General features: G+C 26.7%; 21 protein-coding genes. 8 read left to right on the top strand and 13 right to left on the bottom strand.

What is annotated here, in order from left to right:
* The gene (locus tag TEGL_RS09090) at positions 1-411 is read left to right on the top strand and encodes a hypothetical protein (RefSeq protein WP_018591125.1); all 411 of its coding nucleotides are present in this window, start codon (positions 1-3) and stop codon (positions 409-411) included.
* A gap of 106 nt (positions 412-517) precedes the next feature.
* A complete protein-coding gene (locus TEGL_RS09085) occupies positions 518-1,264 on the top strand; it encodes a DUF6873 family GME fold protein (protein ID WP_018591126.1) in 747 nt (248 codons plus the stop codon).
* Between the two features lie 78 nt (positions 1,265-1,342).
* On the opposite strand, the gene abc-f is transcribed toward TEGL_RS09085, so the two are convergent.
* The gene (gene abc-f, locus TEGL_RS09080) at positions 1,343-2,881 is read right to left on the bottom strand and encodes a ribosomal protection-like ABC-F family protein (protein ID WP_018591127.1); all 1,539 of its coding nucleotides are present in this window, start codon (positions 2,879-2,881) and stop codon (positions 1,343-1,345) included.
* Between the two features lie 457 nt (positions 2,882-3,338).
* Between abc-f and TEGL_RS09075 the strand changes: the two genes are divergently transcribed.
* Complete coding sequence (locus tag TEGL_RS09075) at positions 3,339-3,728, top strand: GntR family transcriptional regulator (RefSeq protein ID WP_018591128.1); 390 nt, start codon at positions 3,339-3,341, stop codon at positions 3,726-3,728.
* The gene (locus TEGL_RS09070; RefSeq protein WP_018591129.1) at positions 3,721-4,824 is read left to right on the top strand and encodes a DUF5808 domain-containing protein; all 1,104 of its coding nucleotides are present in this window, start codon (positions 3,721-3,723) and stop codon (positions 4,822-4,824) included. Before TEGL_RS09075 ends, TEGL_RS09070 begins: the two co-directional genes overlap by 8 nt.
* Before the next feature lie 57 nt (positions 4,825-4,881).
* Here the strand turns inward: TEGL_RS09070 and TEGL_RS09065 are convergent, their stop codons facing one another.
* From TEGL_RS09065 to TEGL_RS09050, 4 genes are all read right to left on the bottom strand, one after another.
* Complete coding sequence (locus TEGL_RS09065; protein WP_018591130.1) at positions 4,882-5,985, bottom strand: FUSC family protein; 1,104 nt, start codon at positions 5,983-5,985, stop codon at positions 4,882-4,884.
* Between the two features lie 11 nt (positions 5,986-5,996).
* Positions 5,997-6,431, bottom strand: a complete 435-nt coding sequence (locus tag TEGL_RS09060; RefSeq protein ID WP_018591131.1) for a MarR family winged helix-turn-helix transcriptional regulator — start codon at positions 6,429-6,431, stop codon at positions 5,997-5,999.
* Between the two features lie 311 nt (positions 6,432-6,742).
* On the bottom strand, positions 6,743-8,338 hold the full coding sequence (locus tag TEGL_RS09055; RefSeq protein WP_018591132.1) for a putative ABC transporter permease subunit: 1,596 nt from the start codon (positions 8,336-8,338) through the stop codon (positions 6,743-6,745).
* On the bottom strand, positions 8,307-9,041 hold the full coding sequence (locus tag TEGL_RS09050) for an ABC transporter ATP-binding protein (protein ID WP_018591133.1): 735 nt from the start codon (positions 9,039-9,041) through the stop codon (positions 8,307-8,309). Before TEGL_RS09050 ends, TEGL_RS09055 begins: the two co-directional genes overlap by 32 nt.
* Positions 9,042-9,285: 244 nt before the next feature.
* On the opposite strand from TEGL_RS09050, the gene TEGL_RS09045 reads away from it, so the two are divergent.
* Positions 9,286-10,053 (top strand): sulfite exporter TauE/SafE family protein, encoded by a 768-nt coding sequence (locus tag TEGL_RS09045; protein ID WP_018591134.1) that lies wholly within the window; start codon positions 9,286-9,288, stop codon positions 10,051-10,053.
* A gap of 47 nt (positions 10,054-10,100) precedes the next feature.
* On the opposite strand, the gene TEGL_RS09040 is transcribed toward TEGL_RS09045, so the two are convergent.
* From TEGL_RS09040 to TEGL_RS09010, 7 genes are all read right to left on the bottom strand, one after another.
* Positions 10,101-11,045 carry an alpha/beta hydrolase gene (locus TEGL_RS09040; protein WP_018591135.1) on the bottom strand — a complete coding sequence of 315 codons (945 nt, stop codon included), beginning with the start codon at positions 11,043-11,045 and terminating at the stop codon, positions 10,101-10,103.
* A gap of 71 nt (positions 11,046-11,116) precedes the next feature.
* Positions 11,117-12,868, bottom strand: coding sequence for a dihydroxyacetone kinase subunit DhaK (gene dhaK / locus TEGL_RS09035; protein WP_018591136.1), 1,752 nt, complete (start codon positions 12,866-12,868; stop codon positions 11,117-11,119).
* Positions 12,869-12,970: 102 nt separating this feature from the next.
* The gene (locus tag TEGL_RS09030; protein ID WP_018591137.1) at positions 12,971-14,101 is read right to left on the bottom strand and encodes a glycerol dehydrogenase; all 1,131 of its coding nucleotides are present in this window, start codon (positions 14,099-14,101) and stop codon (positions 12,971-12,973) included.
* 389 nt (positions 14,102-14,490) lie between these two features.
* The gene (locus TEGL_RS09025; RefSeq protein WP_330370763.1) at positions 14,491-14,760 is read right to left on the bottom strand and encodes a helix-turn-helix transcriptional regulator; all 270 of its coding nucleotides are present in this window, start codon (positions 14,758-14,760) and stop codon (positions 14,491-14,493) included.
* Positions 14,761-14,801: 41 nt separating this feature from the next.
* The gene (locus TEGL_RS09020) at positions 14,802-15,512 is read right to left on the bottom strand and encodes a PocR ligand-binding domain-containing protein (RefSeq protein ID WP_330360099.1); all 711 of its coding nucleotides are present in this window, start codon (positions 15,510-15,512) and stop codon (positions 14,802-14,804) included.
* Positions 15,513-15,563: 51 nt separating this feature from the next.
* Complete coding sequence (locus tag TEGL_RS09015) at positions 15,564-16,343, bottom strand: M48 family metallopeptidase (RefSeq protein ID WP_018591138.1); 780 nt, start codon at positions 16,341-16,343, stop codon at positions 15,564-15,566.
* Between the two features lie 14 nt (positions 16,344-16,357).
* Positions 16,358-18,343 (bottom strand): GTP-binding protein, encoded by a 1,986-nt coding sequence (locus TEGL_RS09010; RefSeq protein ID WP_018591139.1) that lies wholly within the window; start codon positions 18,341-18,343, stop codon positions 16,358-16,360.
* 277 nt (positions 18,344-18,620) lie between these two features.
* Between TEGL_RS09010 and TEGL_RS09005 the strand changes: the two genes are divergently transcribed.
* From TEGL_RS09005 to TEGL_RS08995, 3 genes are all read left to right on the top strand, one after another.
* Complete coding sequence (locus tag TEGL_RS09005) at positions 18,621-19,343, top strand: helix-turn-helix domain-containing protein (protein WP_018591140.1); 723 nt, start codon at positions 18,621-18,623, stop codon at positions 19,341-19,343.
* Positions 19,344-19,466: 123 nt separating this feature from the next.
* Positions 19,467-20,669: a sodium/glutamate symporter gene (locus TEGL_RS09000; RefSeq protein WP_018591141.1), complete on the top strand. Its 1,203-nt coding sequence runs from the start codon at positions 19,467-19,469 to the stop codon at positions 20,667-20,669.
* 162 nt (positions 20,670-20,831) lie between these two features.
* Positions 20,832-21,140: a DUF1540 domain-containing protein gene (locus TEGL_RS08995; RefSeq protein WP_018591142.1), complete on the top strand. Its 309-nt coding sequence runs from the start codon at positions 20,832-20,834 to the stop codon at positions 21,138-21,140.
* Positions 21,141-21,172: 32 nt separating this feature from the next.
* On the opposite strand, the gene TEGL_RS08990 is transcribed toward TEGL_RS08995, so the two are convergent.
* Complete coding sequence (locus TEGL_RS08990; protein ID WP_018591143.1) at positions 21,173-21,913, bottom strand: lysophospholipid acyltransferase family protein; 741 nt, start codon at positions 21,911-21,913, stop codon at positions 21,173-21,175.
* Between the last annotated feature and the right edge of the window lie 115 nt (positions 21,914-22,028).

Raw genomic sequence — 22,028 nt, 5'->3', positions numbered from 1 at the left:
ATGAATTTTGGAGATAGAGTATTATATAAAAACGATGACAGTACTACAAAAGGCGTTTTTATAAAAGAACTAAATCAAGTAGAAGTATTAATAAAGCTAGATGATAAAAAAGAAAAAAGTATAGTTTCAAAGAATGATATTAAATTTGTAAGTAATATGGATCACATGGATTTAAGTCATGCAATAGCCGTAGCAGATTATATTTCAAAAGAAAAATATGATGGTCACTTCACTCTTCTTTGTTTCACAACAGGATGCAAATTTTGCTTCGGAACATTAGATAAGATTAATTACAATACAACAAGTTTAATGGCTTCCGGAAAAACAATTGAAGATGCTATAAAAATAGCTATTGACAGAAAAATAGATGCTGACAAAATTTTAGATAATGAAGATAAAATGTATAAATAAAGCTACATAGTTTAATTTTTCAAAATAATCCATTAACCAATATTTAATGGATTATTTTTTTTATTTGTTTTATATTATAATTAGAAAAAAACAAGGAGAGTTCATAATGAAATTTATAAAATCATCATTTATTCCAAATAAGAAAATATGTTTAGCATTAATTGATAATAGAGCAGATGAAGATATTATTAATAATCTAAATAAACTTAATATAAATGTAATTAAAAGTGCAAAATGTGAAGAAACTTATAATGCCATAAGTTGTCACCCTGATATATGTGTTATTAAGTTGAATGATAATAATATTTTAGTAGCTCCAAATGTTTATGATTATTACTATGAAAATTTAACTCCTTTAGGTTTTAATGTAATTAAGGGTAACTTACCTATTGGTAATAAATATCCTAATAATATTCAGTATAATATTGTTATGTTAGGAAATAAAGTAATTCATAATTTTAAATATACAGATAGTATCCTACTGCATTATATAGAGAAAAATAACATGGAAAAAATTAATGTCAAACAGGGATATTGTAAGTGTTCCACATGTATAGTTGACGAAAATTCAATTATCACTTCTGATGAAGGAATTTATAAGGAAGTTATTAAGCATAATATTGATTGTCTATTAATCGATAAGGGGCATATAGATTTATTTGAATTAAACTATGGTTTTATTGGTGGATGTAGCGGCTTAATAAGTGATGATACTATTGTTTTCTTTGGAAACTTAGAAAACCATCCAAATTTTAAAGAGATAAAAAACTTTGTTTATAGTCGAAATAAAAAAATACTTTCTCTTAAAAAAGAAAAACTTACTGATTTAGGTTCTTTAATTCCCTTACTTTAAATAAATTTTATTTTAATATTATAGTTATAAATAAAAAAGGCATATTTTATTAAACATGCCTTTCTTTTATTTATAAATTTATATGTTTACTATCTTTGTTGCTATTTTTTCTCCAAAGGAAGTGTCATGCTCTACAAACAAAATTGTTGGATTTTCACTAAGTATTAACTCTTCTATTTGCATACGAGAAATAACATCTATAAAGTTTAGTGGTTCATCCCAAATATATAACTCTGCTTTTTCACATAAGCTTTTGCTTATAAGTAGTTTTTTCTTTTGTCCCTCGCTCCACTCATTAATATCTTTTTCAAATTGAATATTATTAAATCCTAATTTTACTAAAGTTCTTTTAATAGATTCTACATCTATATCTAAAGATTTTGCAAAATCATTTAGATTACCTTTCAAATAAGATGTATCTTGAGAAATATATGATATATCATCTACTTTTTTCACATATCCATCATGAGGAATATCTTCACCCATTATTAATTTAATAATACTTGATTTGCCAGACCCATTTTTACCACATAACCAAACTCTTTCCTCAGGTTTTATATTAAAACTTACATCCTTAAATATGTCTTTATCTCCATAGTTAACTTTTAAGTTATGAACTTCTAATACATCTATATTTGATGACTTCGATTTGGATAAATCCAACTTTTCAGCCATATCTAAATTCTTTAGTAGTTTTGATTTTTCTTCTATAGCCTTATTTTGTCTTATTTCAATGCACTTGGCTCTTTTCATCATTTTTGATGATTTATGTCCTATAAAGCCTCTATCACAAGGACCATTACCCTTCTTTTTTGATTCAATTTCATAAGACCAATTTGATTTTTGTTTTGCTGTCTTTTGTAATCTTTGTATATCTTTTTGTAGCTTTTCATTTTGAGCTTTCTCAAATTCATCTTCTCTATCTTTATTAAATTGATAAGTTGAAAAATTGCCTTTTTGTATTTCTATATTTGCTTTGTTAATAGAAAGTATATGATCAGCTACTATATCTAAAAAAGCTCTGTCATGAGATACTACTATAAATCCTTTTTTACTTGCTAAGTATTTTGCTACAATTTCTCTTCCGTCTACATCTAAATGATTTGTTGGCTCATCTATTAATAAAAAATGATTTTTTCTTAAAAATAAACCTACTAAAAGTAGCTTCGTCTGCTCACCTGAACTTAATGTAGCAAAGTTTCTAGTAAGTATACTTTTATCTAAGCCAATCAAGTTTACTTCCTTTTCAATTAATTCGTTTATAATATATCCATCATTATAAATATATTTTTCTAAAATTTCTCCGTAAATATCTAGTTTATCTGGTAAATTACAATACTTTTCCATATCTTCTTCATATTTAGAAAATGGAGCTATAGAGTTTCTTACAACTTCCAAGGCCGTATCATTTTTGTTACCACCTTTAATTGGGAAATATTCAAACTTGACCGTACTACTAATTATTCCACTATATTCATACTCACCCATTAGAAGTTTTAAAAAAGTTGTTTTTCCTCTACCATTTCGACCAATTAAACCTAGTTTCCAATCAGTATCTATACTAAATGATACATTTTTGAATATATCTTCTCCATGTGTATCATATTGAAAACTCAAATTATTAATATTTATTTGTGATATGACAATCATCTCCTATCATAAGGAAAATTAATTCACATATGATTACATAAAAAAATCTTCCTCAAATTAAAGTATTTTCTACCTTAAATCAAGAAAGACATAATTGTTCTTCTAAGTATTGACACACAGAAATAAAGCTATGTTTAGCTTGTGTTTCAGGTAATTAGAGTACTTTAGTATTAATCTTATCCTCAATTTAAAGTAGTCTAGGCTCAATAAATAGAGTATTTGTAAACACTCTAAAAAACCTATTAAACTATATATTTTGAATAAGATTATTTTCTCACTTTACCTGATCACCTCCGTTATTTAATGTAATTATTATATATCCATATACCTAAATAGTCAAATTTTATTTTGAATTTAGTTGTAATACATTTGTTTTATGTTATATAATATATATAACATATATATTATAGTTTGGAGTGATAAAATGATATTAAATTTGGATTTTAACAGTGATGTTCCCATATATACACAAATTAACGAGGAAATTATTAAGTCTATTGCCTGTGGCGATTTAAAAATAAATGAATCTCTACCTTCTGTTAGAAATATGGCTGAAGAAATTGGAGTAAACCTTCATACAGTAAATAAATCTTATAATTTACTTAAAGATGAAGGCTATATTAATGTTGATAGAAGAAAAGGTGCTATGGTAAATACATTGCCATTACCTAAAAAGGAAGAAAATACAGAAAAAATAAAATCTATGCTTGAACTTTTAACTGCACAGAGTTACCTTTTAGGTATATCCAAAGAGGAATTTATAGATTTTAGTAATAAATTCTTTGATGATTATGAGGTGAAAAATTATGAATAGTACCATGGCAGTTATTATAAATCTCCCAACATTATTTTTATTGTATATTATGATATATTTCACTCAAGCTTTAAGTGGAAAAAGACAGTTTTATGGAGTTAGTTTAAATAGTGATTATTTTACTAAGTATGATTTTAAAGCATTAGACAAGAAATTTAAATTCCTTGTTACCATAGGATTTATTGTATTTGCAATAATTACATTAGTATGTATTTATGTTTTTAAAGCTTATGAACTTTCTTCTATTTTTCCCATTTTAGCTTTTTGTTTATATCAGTTTGCTGTATTTGTGTATATCCATAACAAAGTAAAAGCTTTGAAAAAAGAATTGTCAATAGAAATAAAAGATTTAGAATTAGAGAAAACTCGTCTAGTATTAGACACAGATTTTATTAATGAAAAAAATAGAATTATAAAAAAATATTCCATATTATTTATAATTCCTGTAGTTGTCACTGTGCTAATGGGGATTTATACTATTACTCAATATAATTCTATGCCTGACATTATACCTTCTCATTGGGGTATAACTGGTGAACCTGATGCTTTTTCAGAAAAATCATTTATATCTGTAATAGGTCCCATAATTATGAGTGTTGGTATTGGAATTATTATATGTATTAGCGCTATATACTCTCTGAAAACTAGAGGCAAATTAAATACAGATGACATTGCAGAAAGTAAAAAACTTCATTTAAATTACTTAAAGCAAATTGCACTTACTTTTTTCGTAGTAAATTTATCTTGTCAAGTTTTATTTATTACTATATTAATTGCTACTGCTAATGCAAGTGGAGTTAATGTTTTTGTAATGTGGACTTGTACAATATCATTAATTTTAGCTGCAATATATCAAATGTATTTATATTATAAATCACCTAGTAAATCTAAAACTGCTGTTTACTCTGTAGATGATGATGATAATAACTGGTTATTAGGTACTTTTTATAATAATCCTAATGATCCGTCTTTATTTGTACAAAAAAGATTTGGTGTTGGATGGACTGTAAATATAGGAAACACCAAAGGAAAAATATTATTTATTTCTCCTTTCATAATACTTATAGTTATATTAATTATTGCTTTTAATATGTAATAGATTATACAACTACGTAAAAAGTCGACGAATAAGTTTTCGTCGACTTTTTAATATCTATATGTTTACTTCAATTTGTTCAAGTTCATCCTCGTCTTCATTATTAAATCTATTGTCTATATGATTAATTACTTTGTCATATAAACAGTCAAATAATTTACTATATAGCGATCCAAAAACATTACTTACTATACGAAATGTAATAGCATCTGCTAAACCTAGTGTTAAAACTGCAGATGGTAATGCAGAAAAACTATTTACTACTGTTTGCCATTCATAAGTAGCACAAAAACCAACCATTACTCCAGCCATAAGTGGCATCATAGTTCTAAGATTTTCTGGAAATACTCTATAAATAACAAAAAAGGCAATGGAGCCAACAATTGCAAATACTATTCTATTTTTACAGCGTAGGTTTAATTTTTCCTTAGTTGTTTGGTGAATTACTGACATACATGCAAAAGCTATCCACATTGTCTTAGGAAAATGAAAAATTTCTCCTATTAGTACAGCAGTATTAACTCCAAGAGCAAGTTTTAACTGCCATCTACTTTTCTCTGTGTTTATATCAAAACCTTTTATAACATCTAAAATAGTATTATCATATTCTTTTTTTGATTTTTTATGTTTAGTATAAAATATTGAAGCCACAATTATACCACCGAATAATAATCCAATAACACGAGATAAATATACTTCTATACTACTAACATCATTACCATATAAAAGAAAATATGATAATATTAGCACTATATGATTTGCATATATCATGTTATGACAAGTTAATATTACTATAGTTATTATTGACGTAAAGTTTATAATAAATCCTAATATTGGATTTGATATATTTGATAAGTAAGGACTAATTGCATATATTAAGAAAATTCCAATTAAAGTAATCGCTGACTGTTTTACCTTAAAATCTAAATTTGCAAATCTAAAAGTTAGTATTAATATTACTGTTACAACACCTACTATACTATTTTCTTTTCCAAAAATATTACTAAAGGAAGACACAACTAAAATACAAAATAGCATACATAAAATATTTTTAGTTATAAATGCCCCTATATATTTTTGTTTTAGTTTTTTATCTGATTCTTCTTTTATCAAAGGTTTTAGTTGTGATGCACCTAGTTGCATAGCCTGATAAAAACTCATTCTTCACTCTCCTATTCTTCATTCATTATCTTATTTGCTTTTTCAATAGATGAAATCAATTTAAAAAATTCTTCATCACCTAATTTCTTACGTAACTTATATATTGGTGATAAATAAAATTCATATATTTTTTGTAACTCTTTTTTTCCAACCTCTGAAATACAAACATAATAGCTTCTTTTGTCATTTATATCTGGTTTTTTAGTTATATATCCATTTTTACTTAAACTATCTATTAATCTGCTTACAATTGTTTTATTTAAGCACATTGCTTTGCTAAGTTTGATAGGCGTCATACCTTCTTCATTCTTTAGAAGTTGAGACAATAAATCGTATTCTTGGTTAGTTCTTTCAAGTGCTGGAGTATAACGATGTACTAACGTTCTGCTAAATAGTCTTACTTCATTCATTTTCACTGTCATATCTATCCAATCAAAATTATCCATTTTTTCACCTCTTTAAAATATAGTTTACTTTGTTAACTATATTTTATATAATATAGAATTTAGTTTACTTTGTCAACTATATTTCATGTATAAATTTCTTAGTTTGCAAGTTATTTGTGTCTCTTAACCACTGCATAGCCGCTATGAAATTTTAAGCAACCACCTTGCTCAAAAATGTATTTTTTACATTTTCTAAACGAGTTTATATAACTATAATTTCTTAATATGTAAAAAAATAGAGTGGATAAATTGCACTAATGCACATATTTATCAACTCTAATATAATATTTTATATTTATTTTATATATTTACTACAAACTTCTAAATATTTTTGTTCCTTTATTTTTTAATAATATATATATAATGAAAATACTTATAATCGTAATTATATTACCAAATATTAAAAATGTATTAATGTTACTTATACTTAAGATATATCCTAGTCCACAAATTATGGCTATAAATATTATATTAGAAATCATACTTATTATTACACTTGCTCCTCTTTTTACAACAGCTACATCGCTTGTAAAATCCATTTTGGGATAAAGTAAATTAATAAATATTCCAAGTGTGGCACTAAAGATTGAAATCATTATAATTGTAAGTATTACTAAAACTGTAGACATCATATCAAATCCCAATCTAAATGATAAAACCATAAAACAAATTATAGATATGGGTATAGTTAAAATAATATTTAATAAAATCTTGCTTTTAAAGATATCTATTTCTTTAATTGGAGATGATTTTAAAATCCACAAGTTTTTACCCTCTAAAGAAATTGAAACACAAGCTGTATTAGTCATTATTATACAAAATAATGTTATTCCTATAATTTGAAGTGCAATCATCTCTTTTACTACAGCTATCTCTAATATTTGAGCAATTTTATCATATCCTATTACAACTATTGCAACAGTAAATATGACTAACATTATCATTCCTACAAAAGTATTCATTACATATACTGTTGATGAAAAATATCTTTTAAATTCTTTTTTTAATAAAGCTATTACAGGCTTTGATAATTTTAGATCTTTAAATTTATAATTATTAGCTTTGTAAGTTTCACTTAATTTGCTATTTATATTGTTAAAATTATTTGCAAATAAATATATAAACAAAACTGTTGGAACTATGGAAATTAATACAAATATTAATAAAGATCCTATGTTATCGTTTTTTAATGCATCTACAAAATAATAAGCAGGCATATAAAATTTTTGTGTAGCTTCAATAATAGAGCTACTATTTTGGATAATGTTCATCATAACATTTTGTAGATTAAAAGATAAAAGTAAAACTATAGCAACTAATAATAAGTTTAATATTATTGATAGTAAATTATTTTTCTTACTTCTTGATGAAATATTCGTAATTACAAATGCTATAACTGATGAAATTACTGTTGGTATTAAGGGTGTTGTCAAAATTAATATTATTAAAAATGGAAAGTATAGTACTCCAGTATTAACTTTTATAAAATATACTATTCCAGGTATAAGTAAACATGGTAGCGCAAATAAATAATTATTAATAACTAGCATTATAATTTTACTACTTAATATGCTAGATTGCTTTATTGGTAAACTTGTCAACATTTCATAATCTTTGCTTTGAAAAAGATATGAAGATGCTTTATATATTGAAGTAAAAAATGTTGCCATGGTACATCCTATAATCCCTAAAATAAGAAGTAGTTCCATTTGATTTATTTTAACTAAAAAATCTGATAAATAAAAACATGCTGCAAAACCATAAACACTTAACATAATCACAGTAAACACTATTATCAAAACCATACATATTGCTTTTATTTTCTCATTTTTATCAGCATATTTTAATTTATTAATTCCACTTTCATTTATTAAACTATTTTTCATTAACAAAGCTAAATTGCTCATTATTAATCATCTCCATAAATATATTCTCAAGGGATTTATCGCCTTTAACTTTTTCAGTTTCTCCATAAGTTACTAATTTTCCATCTTTAATTATGGCAATTTTATCACAAATTTTTTCTGCTACTTCTAATACATGTGTAGAGAAAAATATGCACCCACCATTGTTACAAAATTCCTTCATAATTTCTTTTAAAGTAAATGCGGCTTTAGGATCTAGTCCTACAAAAGGTTCATCTAATATTAATATTTTAGGACTGTGCATCAATGCCGATATAATAGCTAACTTTTGTTTCATTCCATGAGAATAAGATGAAATTAAATCTCCTAAGGCCTTGTCTATTTCAAATTCCTTTGAGTAATATTTTATTTTTTCTTCTCTTTCTTTTTTCTCTACTTTAAATATATCTGCAATAAAATTTAAATACCCTATTCCAGTAAGTGACTCATATAAATCTGGATTATCAGGAATATATGCTATTTCTTTTTTACATTCTATTGGATATTTTTTTATAGATTTTGAATTAATTAATACATCTCCTTCTTCAAAGTTGTGTATTCCAACTATGGATTTTATTGTAGTAGTTTTACCAGCCCCATTGTGACCTATAAAACCAAATATTTCTCCTTCTTTAACTTCCATAGATATATTCTCTATGGCCTTTTTATTTTTATATGATTTAGTTAAATTTATTATTTTTAACATTTTATCTCCCTCTTTATATATTTTATAGTTTTTCTATCTGTTATATATAATATATAACAGATATCATATTTACGCAACATTTTTGTAATAGTTTTTTTAATTCCAATAAATCATAATTTTAATATTACATTTTTCATTCTTATATTTTGTATACAATATTAAATGCTCTGCTTTCTATTATCAAATTTATAAACTATAATTATAATTAAATACAAAAGTAAATTACTAATTGGAGGAATACATATTGGAATCACTTACTATTTATCTAATCGTTTGTCCCCTTGTCTTTCTTGGTGGATTTGTTGATTCAATTGCTGGTGGCGGAGGATTTATTTCACTTCCTGCTTACATGATGTCTGGTTTACCTGTTCACATGGCAATTGGAACAAACAAATTAAGCTCAGCCATGGGAACTTCCCTAGCTACATATAGGTTTGCCAAAAAAGGATATATTAATTTGAAAACAGCCTTGTACTGTGCTGTTTGTGCCTTAATTGGATCTATGATGGGTGCAAAAACAGCCTTATTAATTGATGATAAAATTTTCAGGTTAATTATGCTTATTATTTTACCTATAACAGGCTTATATGTTATTTTTAATAAAAGCTTGGAGAGAAATAAAAAAGAATATGATAATGATTTTTCATATAAGAAAACTTTGATTGTAGGCATGGTTGTTGCTTTGTTTATAGGTTTTTACGATGGTTTTTATGGTCCTGGTACTGGAACTTTTTTAATGATAGCTTTAACTAGTTTTGCTCATATGACTTTAAATGAGTCCGCAGGTATTACTAAAGTTATTAATTTAACTACAAATATAACTAGTTTATGCGTTTTTCTTTTAAATGGAAAAGTAATGTTTAGCGTAGGCCTTATTGCAGGTTTATTTGGAATTGCAGGAAATTATGTTGGCACTAATCTATTTTCAGATAAGGGAGTTAAAATTGTAAAACCTATTATGATTGTAGTTTTATCTATATTTTTTATAAAGCTTCTTATTGAAGTAATATAACAAAATAAAGTGGGTATCATTTCTGATCCCACTTTATTTATATTATTTTAATCATTAACACATTCTTTTTCTCTTTCATCAAGCCAAGAAATTATATCATTAATAACTTCTTCTTTATTTATTTCATTTAACATTTCATGTCTACCACCTTCGTATAACTTCCATGAAACCTTTTTAACACCTAAATTCACATATCTATCTTTAAGTCTAAGAACACCTTTTCCATTTTTACCAACTGGGTCTTTATCTCCAGACATTATATAAATAGGTAAATCTAAAGGAACTTTATTTAGATTATCTTTGTCTTCCACTTCTTGCAGTCCTTTTATAAAGTCATAGAAAAATCCACAAGTAAATAATACACCACAGAAAGGATCATCTATATACTGTTGTACTTCTTTTTGATCTCTACTTAACCAATCAAAATCAGTTTTAGATGGTTTAAATCCTTTATTGTTTCCACCAAATATTAAATTGTCCAGCTTTTTACTTCTATGTCTTCTTCCATGTTTTTTTATTTCAAATTTTGATATTAATTCTGCTACTTTTAAAATTTTACCGTGTTTACCGTTTGATCCAGATAGTATTAAGCCTGCTAAATTGTTACCATATTCCATTATATATCTTTGACTAGCAAAAGAACCCATACTATGTCCAAATAAATATATTGGCAAATCAGGATTTTCTTCTTTAATTATGTTTGTAAGAATATTCATATCTTCTACTAAACATGTAAATCCCTCTTTTTCAGCTAAATATCCCACATTGTCCATAGTTTTAGCTGTTATACCATGACCTCTATGATCATTTATATAAACAACATAACCATTTTCAGTTAGTTTTTGTGCAAATTCTTTATATCTAATTGCTGTTTCTGACATACCATGAGCTATTTGTATCACTGCTTTTGGTTTTACACTTTCACTTGTATATTTATAAACATGTATATTTAAATCTTCTTTTCCTTTAAAATAAAATTCTTTACACTTCATTATTTTTCCCTCATCTAGATATGTTTTAAGAGTATTAAAATAATCATTTTAATACTCTTTTACTTATTATACTACTTTATGCAATTATATACTTCTGTAAATATTACGCCAAGTCCGTATGCTCCTGCGTCTGGATGACCTAAACTTCTCTCTCCAACTGTTCCTGCACGTCCCATACGTGCTACTATTTCTTCTGTAGATTTTGCACCATCTACAGCAGCTTTTGCACCAAACTCAAAAGATTCTTTTAAAGTATGATTTTTCTTTGCACTTTCAGTCCAAGTATCTGCACAAGGAACTAAAGCATCTATAAGAGTCTTATCTCCCACAACTGCTCCACGTCCAAATGATCTTTCCCCTGTAGCTTGAATTCCTTTAACTGCACCTTGCATCATATTTGCAAAATCCTCTATATTTAACTCTTTTTTATTTCCTACTTCTCTAGAAGCTGCTCTAAAAGCAGATCCCCATATAGGACCTGACGCTCCTCCACAGTGCTCCATTATAATCATAGAACAGTCATCTAAAAACTTGCTTATAGTTAAATTATCTTGTAATAATATTTCCTTCCACTCTCTTTTTAATTGCTTAAATCCTTTTGCAACACTCATACCAAAGTCACCGTCACCTGCAAAAGAGTCTAGCTCACAAAATGGCACTTCGTTTTCTATTATTACTTCACTCATTTTATCCACTATATATATCATATTATCTAGCGTTATTTTTTCATCTACTATGCATGCCATTTCTTCTTTTGATTCAACTTCAAAAGATGTAAGTGCAAGCTCATCAGATACTTCTATAGAAGAATATTTTACAGAATCAACTGGCCCACTTACCTTAAATGCTGGAGTATCACTTTCACATGATAATAATTCTTTTAACTCTTCATCAAGCTTCATTATAGACACAGATGCTCCTGCCATATCTATGCTTGTCATATAGTTTCCTACAAAAGTTCTGTTTATTTTTATATTTTTCTTTGATAATTCGCCAGTAACAGAATTATTAAATAAATATAATTCTTGTAAAGGTGTTCCTCCAAATCCATTTATTAATAAAGCTATTTCATCATTTTCATTTAATTTCATATCATTTGATAAAGCGTCCACTATTCTACTAGCTAATTTATCTGCTGTAGTAATTTTTTCTCTTTTTATACCTGGCTCACCATGTATACCAACACCAAATTCCATTTCGTCTTTTGCTATTTCAAATGTTGGAGTTCCTTTTGCTGGTACAGTACAAGAAGTCAGTCCAAATCCTAAACTTCTAACATTGTCCGCTGCCTTTTGTGCTACTGTTTTTACTTCTTCTAATGACATACCTTTTTCTGCTGCTGCACCTGCAATTTTATGAACAAACACAGTTCCTGCAACACCACGTCTTCCTACTGTATATAAGCTATCTTCCACTGCTATATCGTCATCTACTTTTACATAATCTACAGTTATTTTATCTTCATTTGCTAAATGAGCAGCATTTTTGAAATTCATCATATCTCCACTGTAGTTTTTTATTATAAGTAAAGTACCTTTTTCACTGGCAGTAGCTTTTATTCCTTGATAAACTTGAATTTGAGAAGGTGATGCAAATACGTCTCCGCATATGGCTGCATCTAACATTCCTTTTCCTATAAAGCCTGCATGTGCTGGCTCGTGTCCACTACCTCCACCACTTATTAAGCTTACTTTATTTTTATTTATTTCTTTTTTCTTTATTATTTTATACTTTTTAACGAACTCTAACTCAGGATGAGCTAGGGCTATTCCGTTACACATTTCCATAACAACATTTTCTGGTTTATTTATGATTTTTTTCATTTATTCCACCTCATAAGTCATATTTTAAATTTAAAATACTATAAATTATATAAATATAAGTACCTATTTTATAAAGTACTTATATTTATAATTTTTTACATCCTATTTATTATTTTTATAGTTTTTTCCAAGTCTATCAGCAGTAATAATTGCAGCTGCCACAGCTTCTACGCTTATAGGCTGTGGCATAGAATGTACTGATTCTTCTGGTATACAAGATTTTGCTGCAACTTCCATTAATTCTTCTTCGCTTATTTCATTTACCCCTATATCTTCTAAACAAACTGGTAAACCAACTTCCACACAGAAGTCTAATACTTGATTTATTTCTTCTTCAGATGCATTTTCTAGCACTAACTGAGCTAAAGTACCAAATGCAACTTTTTCACCATGGAAATACTTATGAGTTCCTTCTAATATAGTAAGACCGTCATGTATAGCGTGAGCTGCTGCAAGTCCTCCACTTTCAAAACCAAGTCCTGATAAAAGTATGTTTGCTTCTATTATATTTTCAAGAGCAGGAGTAACTAAATTACAATCACAAGATACCTTTGCCTTAGGTCCATCAGCAAGTAAAGTTTCATAACATAATTTTGCAAGAGCAAAAGCAGTATTAGTACCTTTTGCTGGAGCTGTTAAGTTTTCTCTTGCTCCACAAGGAAGACCAGCATTTACATTTGAGTATGATTCTCTTGTTGCTCTAGCCTCAAAATAAGTTGATAAGGCATCACCCATGCCAGATACTAAAAATCTAGTAGGTGCTTTAGCTATTACAGTTGTATCTATTAGTACAACACTTGGGCTTTGCTTAAAATATGCGTAATCATCAAAAGATCCATCTGGAGTGTATAGTACTGCTGAGTGACTAGTAGGTGCATCTGTTGCTGCTATTGTTGGAACTATTATTAAAGCTTCACCTTCAGCCACACATTTTGCAGTATCTATTGCTTTACCTCCACCAAGACCTATTGTACAATCACACTTATTTTCTCTTGCTACTTCTTGTAATCTTGCTACTTCTTGTCTTGAGCACTCTCCTGTAAATCCACTTTCTACAAAAGTAATATTAAACTTCTCACAAGTTTTATCTAACTTATCTTTTACACGATTTACATCATCTGGATGTGCTATAAGTAGAGCTGATTTTCCAAAAGTTTTTACGAAATAACCTAAATTTAATAATTCATCTTCACCTTGAACATATTTTGTTGGACATATTAATGCTTTTCTCATCTTTTAATTACTCCCATCTATTTTAGTTTTATTTTGTTGAAATTTTATATTTTAATTATAATACCGTTTTCCTTTTTAATCATGAGGCTTACATGTCATAAAATTACAATTTATAATCGTAATTTTATTAACTAAAATAATAAAATTATACTATTTCTACTTTTCGTTAAGTACTTAACCATTTTTCAAAGATAAAAATTTATTGCTCTTCATGAGAAAAAACTTGTTTTTTACTATTGTTTATACAAATTTATTAATTTAAAAAAGCTACAAATAAAAAGAGATGAGCTCTTTTATATTTATAGCTTTCTTTATATTTTCATTAAATTGTTAATCTTTTATTTATAAATGAAACTTGCATACAAAACTTCTTGTGCTATCATTGATTTTTACGTGTTTTTATAATATTTCCTATAAACAGAAGGTGTTACTCCTTCATATTTTTTAAAAATCTTAATAAAATAACCAGGTTCATTAAATCCAAGTTCATCACTTACTTGACTTACACTCATATCACTGTCTTCCAAAAGTTCTTTAGCCCAATTAATTTTCAATTTTGATATATAATTAGAAAAACTATCTCCCATTTCCTTTGAAAATAATCTACTAAAGTAACTTTGGCTTATATGACAAATTTTCGCCATACCTTCCACAGTAATATTTTCACTTTTATTTTTGTATATATAATCAATAGCTGGTTTTAAAGTTGAACTAACCTTTTATCGCATTCATACTGTGAGACATAAGCATCAATAACAGCATTAGATATTCCTTTTTTTAGTTTCTCAATATTATCTACACTGTAACCTTGGAAAAAATCTTCATCTAATTCTTTATTATTACCTATAGATTTTTTATACATCTCTAAAATTAAATTTTTATCTAATGCTTCTTCCACTAAATAATTACATAAAGAAGACAACATATTAGCAATATTTTGTACTTCTTTATAAGTAAGTAAAGGTAGCTGTTCATAATACTCCTTAAATTCTTCTAAAACTTCAATAGACACTGAGTTGTTAGAAGTGTCTACTATTTTTTCCATATCTTCAGTAGAATTATCACTTAACTTAACTTGACCTGCCATTATTGCTCCCATATATCTTCCATCAATAATTATAGGCACTGCCACATCTACTATATTGTAGTGACATAGATAAATATAAGGTTCATTTGATCTAACAGCTTCTAGTCCACCTCTAGAGTCACATTTTTGACAATACTTCACCATTTGAGGATGATTTCTTACAGATTCACAAAACTTAGAACATTTGCTATGTTTACTTATGGGATTTCCCTTATAATCAACTGTTATAATAGCCATGTTTGTGACTAAGGATAAATTGTCTTGAAGAGTTTGCCATTTTTTAAAATCTATTACTTTGTCCAAATTTATTTTTTCTTTTTTCAATCTGTAATCCTCCTCCATAATACGATTATTACTTTATTAAAAATATAAAAATTACAATGTAAGTTTGTAGGAATTTTCTTTAAGCCATTTTTCACTTTTTCTAAAGTCAGGCAATATTTCTTCTACAAGATTATAAAAATCCTTTGAATGATTCATCTGAGCCAAGTGTGAAAATTCATGAACAATAATATAGTCTATTACGTCAACTTTTGCCATGGAAATTCTTGAATTTATATAAATAGTTTTTTTAGACGTACAACTTCCCCACCTTTTCTTTTGTTCTTTAATTTTAATTATATTGGGAATCAGTTTATTCATCATCGGCTTTTCTTTTTTTAATTCTTCAAGCCTTTTTAAAACTATTTTTTCACTTTCTATCTTATACCATTTTTTTAGCTCATTTTTAATATACTCACCTTCATTGTTGTTAGTAGTAATAATTAAGTTTTTATCCTTTATGTTTATATAGCAATAATTTTTTTTATTATTTTGAGTGTTTTTATCCTCAACTATTTTTAGTTTATATTCCTCTCCTAAATAGTAAAAAATCTCATCATTTATATATTTTCTTTCCTTAAAACTTTCATCTATATTTTCAAATTTATCTAAAGTTTTCATTATCCAAGATGATTTTTCCTCAAGTACTTTTTTTAAGAATGAAATAGATACAGATCTTGGACTAATTATTTCTATAGTATTTTTAGGAATTATCCTAATTGAAATATTCTTTCTTTTTCTATATTCAACTTTAACTCCTATATTTTCTTCTTTATATAAAAAACTAATGGAGTTATTTTTATTATCTAGGAGTACTTTATATTCTTCTCTCATTTTCATCTCCCAAGCTATATATTTATCTGGCAGTGCATGTAATTTCTCACATCTTCACCTTTTACAGTATAACCTTGTCCTTTTGAGCAAAATATGGAATTGGATGTATAAAGCTTATCACTATTTTTATCGTAATTTCTATCTTTTAAAACTTCATCACTATTGTGGCATTCATCGTATCCATCATAATTAAAAGTGATTCGCCCTCTTCCCTTAGTAAAGGATATTAACTCTAGGGGATAATCCATAAACTCACTTACAGGACCTCTTCCACTTATTATTGACTTATTATTGCTAGAATCTTTAATATTAAAGCTTCCACTCATTTTTTGAATATCTGAAATTACTCTTCCCATATAATCATTGTCTATTTCTATTTTAAACTTATAATAAGGTTCTAGTAAAATATTCTCTACTTGTTCTAATCCTTGTCTTAAAGCTCTAAAGGTAGCTTGTCTAAAATCTCCACCTTCAGTATGCTTGTTGTGTTCTTTTCCAGTTAAAAGAGTTATTTTTACATCTGTAACTTCATAACCACCAAGTATACCTCTATGATTTCTTTCAAATATATGAGTTTTTACTAAATTTTGATGACCTATAGTAATATTATCCACATGAGCTAAACTTTCAAAACTTATGCCACTATTTCTTTTGTCTGGTTCAATTTTTAGCACAACTTCTGCATAATGTCTTAGTGGTTCAAAATGACCTATTCCGATGGCTGTATCTTTTATAGTTTCTTTATATAGAATTTCACAAGGACCAAAATCCACATTTAAGTTAAATCTCTCTAAAATCATTTCTTTTAAAACTTCAAGTTGGATTTTGCCCATTATATTGATCTTTATTTCTTTAAGTTCTTCACTATATATGGGATTTAGCGAAATTTCTTCTTCCCCTAAAATTTTAAAATATGAGTAAACATCTTTAATATTTACACTTTTATCAAATAATACTTTTGTAGCAAGCGTTGGCACAATAAAGTTACTCTCTTCAGTGTTTAATTTAGAAAGTCTATCCTCTTCTTTGATTGAAACTATAAAATTTGAAGGATATGTTTCACTTAATCCTTTTATTGCTACTATTTCTCCAGCATAAGCTTCATCTCTACTTATAAATTTATCACCCTTATAAATTCTTATTTCATTTACTTTTTCTCTTAATATATGCTTTTGCCCACTGTAACATAGTTCATCTTTAATTTTCAATTTACCTGATAGGACTTTTATAAATGTTAATCTTTGTTTGTTTTCTTCAGTTTTTATTTTATACACTTTTCCAGTAAAACTTTTATTCTCATGGTAATTTGTTTCACTTAAACAATCCAATACTTCTAAAAGATTATCTACATTTTCATCAAATAAAGCTGAACCAAATACACAAGGATAAATATTACAACTATTAAATAAAGATTTAATTCTTTCAAACCATAGATTATAATCAAAATTTTCATCTAAAAATCTTTCTAATAATTCTTCATCTTTTTCTGCAATAAATTCTATTAATTCTTCACTCATATTATTGTTTAGCTCTTTTGTAAAATCAAAAATATCCTTAGATAAATTTTCTTTTAAACTTTTATTTATCTCATCTTTATTAGATATATCTCTATCCATTTTATTTGCAAAAATAATAGTGGGAATATTATGTTCTCTCAAATAATTAAATATAGTTTCACTGTGTGACTGAACTTTCTCCACACCACTTACTATTAAAATAGCATAATCTAACATTTTCAGACTCCTCTCCATTTCTGGACTAAAATCCACGTGCCCAGGAGTATCTATTAAATAGTAATTTGAGTCTTTGTAGTTAAAGTATCCTTCCTTAGAAAATACGGTAATACCTCTTTGTCTTTCTATATGATTATTATCAAAGTATGAATCTTTATGATCCACCCTTCCCCTTTTTCTTATGGAATTCGTATGATAAAGTATTTGCTCACATAAAGTAGTTTTTCCACTATCAACATGAGCCAAAATACCGATTATTTTATTCATCTTACACCTCATTTTGTCATAATATATAAACTTATATTATCATATTGCATAAGTATTAGTAAAATGGATTGCAAATAAAAATATCTAATCTATTTACTTAGTCTTTTACCTCCTATTTTCATTGACAAATTTATTATTTTTATTTAATATTATATGTGATAGTTGTTCTCATTTGTAAATTAATTATAATTGATAATAATATTCTATTATGTCCATATTTTTTTATTTATTAATATATTGGCATTAAATTTATACTAGAATTAAGGAGTAAAATAAGATGTTAAATATAAATTATATCTCAGAAACATTTTATAATTGCTGTAATATTCCTATTAAAGCAATATCTAAAGAATATAGTGAAATCTATAAATTTGGATACAATGATTATTTAGATGAAATATACCCCAAAAATAAAATAAATGACTTTATATTAAATGAAATGAATAGTAACAAAGATATTTATACCCTATCTATTGATAATGATATTCACTATATTATTACAGATGCTTGTAATGTTTTGTTTATACTAGGCCCTATATCAACAGATAGTTCTAATAAGTTAGTTTGTTATAAACCTGCTACTTGTTTTGAATATATAGAGTGTATACTATGTAAAATAATTGAAAATAATCTTATTTATGACGTTAATAGTCGTTCTTATAATATATATGTTAGAAAAGCAATACATCATATACATAAGTATTACAACGAAGATATATCCATAGATGATTTATGTGAAAAACTAAGTATAAATAAGTCTTATTTTTGTAACTTATTTAAAAAATCAACAAATCAGACCTTTTCTAACTTTTTAAATTACTTTAGAGTGGAAAAAAGTAAAAAGTTGTTAGAGGATTCTAGCCTATCTTTATTAGACGTTGCTTTAGAGGTTGGTTTTACTAATCAAAACTATTATACAATTGTTTTTAAAAAAATAACAAATCAAACTCCATCAGCGTATAGAAAAGCCCTTGTTTCTCTTAAAAATCAAGTATATTAGCATCATCTTTAGAATATAATCTATAAATATTTTCTTTTAATTGTATACAGTAATATTTTAAATTTAAAGACGTTGATAAATCAACGTCTTTAAATAATTTGGTATATAAAGGTAGGTGAAAAGATGTATAACCTAGATTTAAACATAGTAAGCACTTTAATATTATCCATTGTTCTATATTTATTTGGTAATTTTCTTACTAATAAAATCTACATACTTAACAAATTATGTATTCCTTCTCCCGTTGTAGGTGGTCTTACATTTTCATTATTTGTTTTTATTTTAGAATATTTTAAAATAGTAAATGTATCTATGAATACTCTTCTTATGCCATATTTTATGTCATTTTTCTTCACAATAGTAGGATTAAATGTGAGTTTTAAGTTATTAAGAAAGGGAGGAAAAGTTTTAATTATTTATTGGTTATTATGTGCCCTTTTAGGATTTTCTCAAAATATAATAACTTTTGTTTCATCAAAACTTTTAGATATTAACCCTCTTTTAGGTTTAATGTGCGGCAGTATATCTATGGAAGGTGGACATGGTTATTCTTTGGCTTTTGGAAGGACTTTAGAATCTTTAGGTGTGACTAATGCTTGTAGCGTAGGATTTGCTTCTGCTACTTTAGGCTTAATTATGGGTGGAATAATTGGAGGCCCTGTTACCAAGATCTTAATTGAAAAATATCATTTAAAGTCTTCTAATATACATAAAAAAAATAAATCTTCTGTAATAAAAAGTAATACTTCTATTTTAGATATTAACGACACTTTATTCTTTGAACAAATTTTAATCGTTTTAGTTTCCATGAGTATTGGTAGTGCTTTAGCAAACATTGTTAATGTATATTTTCATATAGTGGTACCAAATATTGTGGGGTGTATTTTTATTGCAGTATTATTTAGAAATTTTAACGATAAAACCAAAATTATGATAATGAATTTTAAACTACTAAATTTTTTACAAGAATTATCCCTTGGAATGTTTTTAACTATGGCACTTATGAGTATTGACTTTTTCACTTTGTCTAGTTTATTTGGACCTATAGTTTTTATAGTAATTTGCCAAGTAATATTTATTGTTATATTTACTACTACACTTGCTTTTAGGGCACTGGGGAAAGATTACGACGCTGCAGTAATGATAAGCGGTATGTTGGGTCACGGTCTGGGAGCAACGCCTAATGCTTTGGCTAATATGGGGTCAATAACTAATAAATATGGACATAGTCAAAGTGCCTATTTAGTGGTTCCCTTAGTTGCAGCTTTTTTATTAGATATTTTCAGTATTCCATGTATTCTATTTTTTATTAATATTCTTACCTAAACCAAATTTCCATAAGAAATCTTATCATACTACTTAGTTAATTCTTTTACTAATTAACTTTATTTTTAATTATAAGATACCTTAAATTATCATATTTGTATTAAATTTATAAAAAATATCATAATAATAATAGTAAAGTAAATATTATTAAGGAGGTACATTATGAATAGCAATTTAAATTGCCTTGTTTCAAATTGTGCTTATAATAAATCTGGTTATTGTTATGCTTCACATATAAAAGTAGAAGGCTTTGAAGCCACTGTTACTCCAGAAACTTACTGTGAAAGTTTCATAAATAAAGCAGAGGCTAATTTTACAAGTAGTGTAAGTGATAGTACACTAACTAATACTCAAAACATTTCTTGTAGCGCCAAAAACTGTACATATAATATTCAAGGTGCTTGCAATGCAAATCACATTCTTATTAATATGAAAAATGCAGTTTGTGATACATTTAGACTTAAACATTAGTATATAAAAAAGAGAGGTTACCCTCTCTTTTTTTAATTTATCTTCTTTTCCATAGCAGCAATCATTTTTTCTTTTATTATTTCTGCCAATACTACTGTTTTAATTCTTGGATTTTCAATATGATCATATATAGGGTCTAAGTACTCAACTTCTACACTTCCTGAATGAATTTTACCCACTGGCTCATAGCCTTCATAAGTACTTCTAGAGTTTTTTATTACCATGGGAACTATAGGGCATTTTGCCTTATATGCAATTTTTAGAGACCCAGCTTTAAAATCAGAAACTAAAACATTAGGATCTTTTACCCAAGTCAAATCTCCTTCAGGAAAAACTGCCATGCTTTGCCCGCTCTTTATATTCTCTGAGGCTTTAATTATACTTTTCATACCTTCTCTATTATTTTCTCTATTTATAAAAACACACTTCATTATATTTAGCCAATGGCTAACAATTGGTATATGCCTCCACGTAGGTACATCAGCTATTATAACACCCACTGGTTTTGCTATGCTAGAAACTAAAATATAACTATCTAACATACTTGCATGATTTGATACAAATAAGACGTCTTCTTTAGGCACTTTTTCTTTACCTGTAATTTTTATCTTTATTTTGACTAAATTAAGAGATCTTTTTGCATGATTCTTTACAAATCTAAATTTTTCAATACTACTGTATTTTTTTTCATTGTACTTTATTTTTATTAGTTCTGGTATAGATAATATGAATCCAAAAATTTGAAATAATGCAAATTTAATATAATTAAACACTAACTCACACTCCTTAAAAAAATGTTAACAATTAATTCTAGCACACTTTTATTTATTTTTTAAGTATTTATATTTTGTTATAAAATCAGTAAGTCTATGAATATAAATTAATAAA

The organism is Terrisporobacter glycolicus ATCC 14880 = DSM 1288, assembly GCF_036812735.1.
GTDB lineage: Bacteria > Bacillota > Clostridia > Peptostreptococcales > Peptostreptococcaceae > Terrisporobacter > Terrisporobacter glycolicus.
This window is presented reverse-complemented; position numbering and strand designations above follow the sequence as displayed.

Bases quoted from the DNA above. Each gene is read 5' to 3' on its own strand.
- TEGL_RS09090 (WP_018591125.1), top strand. From the start codon at position 1: ATGAATTTTGGAGATAGAGTATTATATAAAAACGATGACAGTACTACA.
- TEGL_RS09085 (WP_018591126.1), top strand. From the start codon at position 518: ATGAAATTTATAAAATCATCATTTATTCCAAATAAGAAAATATGTTTA.
- TEGL_RS09075 (WP_018591128.1), top strand. From the start codon at position 3,339: ATGATATTAAATTTGGATTTTAACAGTGATGTTCCCATATATACACAA.
- TEGL_RS09070 (WP_018591129.1), top strand. From the start codon at position 3,721: ATGAATAGTACCATGGCAGTTATTATAAATCTCCCAACATTATTTTTA.
- TEGL_RS09065 (WP_018591130.1), bottom strand. From the start codon at position 5,985: ATGAGTTTTTATCAGGCTATGCAACTAGGTGCATCACAACTAAAACCT.
- TEGL_RS09060 (WP_018591131.1), bottom strand. From the start codon at position 6,431: ATGGATAATTTTGATTGGATAGATATGACAGTGAAAATGAATGAAGTA.
- TEGL_RS09055 (WP_018591132.1), bottom strand. From the start codon at position 8,338: ATGAGCAATTTAGCTTTGTTAATGAAAAATAGTTTAATAAATGAAAGT.
- TEGL_RS09050 (WP_018591133.1), bottom strand. From the start codon at position 9,041: ATGTTAAAAATAATAAATTTAACTAAATCATATAAAAATAAAAAGGCC.
- TEGL_RS09040 (WP_018591135.1), bottom strand. From the start codon at position 11,045: ATGAAGTGTAAAGAATTTTATTTTAAAGGAAAAGAAGATTTAAATATA.
- dhaK (WP_018591136.1), bottom strand. From the start codon at position 12,868: ATGAAAAAAATCATAAATAAACCAGAAAATGTTGTTATGGAAATGTGT.
- TEGL_RS09030 (WP_018591137.1), bottom strand. From the start codon at position 14,101: ATGAGAAAAGCATTAATATGTCCAACAAAATATGTTCAAGGTGAAGAT.
- TEGL_RS09015 (WP_018591138.1), bottom strand. From the start codon at position 16,343: ATGAGAGAAGAATATAAAGTACTCCTAGATAATAAAAATAACTCCATT.
- TEGL_RS09010 (WP_018591139.1), bottom strand. From the start codon at position 18,343: ATGAATAAAATAATCGGTATTTTGGCTCATGTTGATAGTGGAAAAACT.
- TEGL_RS09005 (WP_018591140.1), top strand. From the start codon at position 18,621: ATGTTAAATATAAATTATATCTCAGAAACATTTTATAATTGCTGTAAT.
- TEGL_RS09000 (WP_018591141.1), top strand. From the start codon at position 19,467: ATGTATAACCTAGATTTAAACATAGTAAGCACTTTAATATTATCCATT.
- TEGL_RS08995 (WP_018591142.1), top strand. From the start codon at position 20,832: ATGAATAGCAATTTAAATTGCCTTGTTTCAAATTGTGCTTATAATAAA.